Origin of the sequence: Streptomyces sp. SM1 (assembly GCF_002910825.1) — a bacterium.
Taxonomy (GTDB): Bacteria; Actinomycetota; Actinomycetes; order Streptomycetales; family Streptomycetaceae; genus Streptomyces; species Streptomyces okerensis.
Genome location: NZ_NEUB01000212.1, coordinates 1 through 2,463, shown reverse-complemented (window position 1 = coordinate 2,463; position 2,463 = coordinate 1). Strand labels below are relative to the sequence as shown.

Genomic DNA, 2,463 nt, shown 5'->3' with positions numbered 1-2,463 from the left:
GTCGGCCCCCGCGGGCCGCAGCGCGTCACCGAGCTGGTTGCGTACGTCGTTGCCGCTGTCCACACCCTTGGCGAGCGGGCCGCGCGACCCCTCCGTGGGGTTCGCGAGATACGGGAAGGCCGCCCCGAACTTCTTGTCGTTGGCGTCGACCGCGTCACCCAGATCGTTCGCCGCACCCACCAGTTCGCCCTCGACGACCTGGAGCGCCGCGTCGATCACGTCGTCCGTCAGCCGCCGCCCGTTGGGGAAGCCGGCGGTGTCCCCGTCCAGGACGCCCAGCCGCTTCGGCTCGGCGGCCGGCTCGATCGAGGTGTTGAGGCGCAGCATCTCCGAAGGCGTCACATGCGGCGGCTGGTTGAGCCCCTCGACACCTTTCAGGAACACGTCGACCAGGTCGTTGCGCGGCTCGTCCGGAGCGGGGATCTTGTAGATCGCCTCGATGAGCTTCGGCAGCTCCGGCTCGGTGACGTTCTTCAGGAACTGCGCGTCGTCCCACGGCCCGGACGCGTTGAACGTGTCCTTGTCCTTCAGCGGGTTGACGACCTCGTTCACCAGGGGGTTGCCCAGCCGCGACACCTGGACGAAGTGCCCCTCGGCGTTCTCCCGCTGCGTCGTCGACCAGATGCCGACGACCGGCTGGTCCGCAGACTCGGTGATCATGTGCGTCGGGACCTGGAGCGCCAGGGAGTTGACGTTGTACCCCTTGAGCGTGTCGTTGCCGACCTCGGAGAGGTTCCCGCCGTACAGCAGGTCGAACACCCGCAGGTCCAGGAAGAACGGGTCGTCGGCCTGCCCGGCGAACGTCGTCGCCCCGCCCGCGAGTTCGTGCACGGCCTGCTTGCGCAGCGTGTCGTAGTCCGGCATGGACGCCTTGCCGACGTTCGACGGCGCCACCGGCACGTCGTCCGCGATCTTCGTGCGGGACACCGCGTGCTGGTTCTTGAGTTTCAGCAGTTCGATGTCGTAGGTCTGCGTGATGTTGAGATCCTGGTCGTCCAGGCTGGTGACGGGACCGGTGTTGTAGAGGAACGTCTTGTCGTTCTTGGTGTGCGTCCTGAAGGTGTAGCGGAAGATCAGCTCACCCTGCGCGTCACCGTTGTTGTCGACGTGGATGTCGTACTGGGCGTCCTCGGCGAAGGTGAAGAAGTTCGGTCCGCCGGCCGGCTCCTCGAAGGGGATCCAGTTCGCGATGATCGTCGTCGTGTCCGGCTTGTCGGGGCTGACGAACGCGTACAGGTCCGTGTTGTCGTACTGCGGAGTGCCCGATATCAGCGGGGCCTCCCGGTGGGAGGAGGCGGAGGCCGCCTCGGGTTCCAGCGCGGTGACGCCGGCGGCCGCGAGCCCCCCGGCCGCCAGCGCGCCACAGATCAGGGTCGCGAGACTCCTGCGCCCCGCACCGGTCCTGGAGTTAGGTGTCATGCCGTCCGTCCTCAGTGCCAACTTGCCTGACGCACTGGCATTCGGAACACGTGGCGGGCCGGATTGGTCGACTTTTCGAAGTCGTTCCCGGCCCCCTCCCGCGAATCCGCTCCGCCCGTAGCATTTCTCGCCGCCGACCCGCGTTTTCGGTCCGGTGATCCGTACTTCCCATCCGGAGGCGCGCTCGCTGCGAATGCCTCGTGCGACCGGTCGGCCCCGAGGGGCCCGGAAGAGGGGGGACACACGTTGGAGGCGGACGAGCTGCTGGTGCTTGTGGCCGCGGGTGACCAGAAGGCGTTCGAGGACCTGTACGGGCTGGTCTCCGGACCCGTGTACGGGCTGGTGCGGCGCGTGGTCCGTGATCCCGCCCAGTCGGAGGAGGTGGCTCAGGAGGTGCTGCTCGAACTCTGGCGCTCCGCCGCACGGTTCGACCCGCTCCGGGGCAGCGCGCTGTCCTGGGTGCTCACCCTCGCCCACCGCCGCGCCGTCGACCGGGTGCGCAGCGCCCGCGCGGCCGGCGAGCGCGAGCAGCGCGAGGCCCGGCGCGGTCACGGCCCCGCCTTCGACCAGGTCGCCGAGGAGGTCGAGGCCGGCCTCGAACGCGAGTGGGTGCGCCGCTGCCTGGACCGTCTCACCACGCTCCAGCGCCAGTCGGTCACCCTCGCCTACTACGACGGCTACACCTACCGTGAGGTGGCCGAGCGGCTGTCGCTGCCGCTGGGAACGGTCAAGACCCGTATGCGTGACGGCCTCACCCGCCTGCGCGACTGCCTGGGAGGCGCGGCATGAGCCTGTTCCGCCGGCCGGGATCCCGCGGCGCCGCGCACTCGCTCGCCGCCCCCTACGCCCTGGACGCCCTGGAGCCCGCCGAACGCGTCCGCTTCGAGAGGCATCTGAGGTCCTGCGACCGCTGCACCGCCGAGGTGCGCGATCTCGCCGAGGACGCCGTCCGCCTCGCCTGGTCCACGGCCGCCCCCGCGCCGCCCGCGATGCGGGACCGGGCAGGGGCTGCCGGTGCAGCCGCCGAAACGGCACTTCGTCTTC

The 2,463-nt window shown here is 69.8% G+C and carries 3 protein-coding genes; 2 read left to right on the top strand and 1 reads right to left on the bottom strand.

Annotation, left to right across the window (positions count from 1 at the left end; translation table 11 throughout):
• A partial coding sequence (locus B9S61_RS04890; RefSeq protein WP_103541087.1) for a DUF4331 domain-containing protein occupies nt 1-1,419 on the bottom strand: 1,419 nt, incomplete at its 3' end.
• Between the two features lie 246 nt (nt 1,420-1,665).
• On the opposite strand from B9S61_RS04890, the gene B9S61_RS04885 reads away from it, so the two are divergent.
• Nucleotides 1,666-2,208: a sigma-70 family RNA polymerase sigma factor gene (locus B9S61_RS04885; RefSeq protein ID WP_103541086.1), complete on the top strand. Its 543-nt coding sequence runs from the start codon at nt 1,666-1,668 to the stop codon at nt 2,206-2,208.
• Nucleotides 2,205-2,463, top strand: a 259-nt coding sequence (locus B9S61_RS04880) for a zf-HC2 domain-containing protein (protein WP_146064712.1), incomplete at its 3' end; no start/stop codon positions are given. The genes B9S61_RS04885 and B9S61_RS04880, both read left to right, overlap by 4 nt.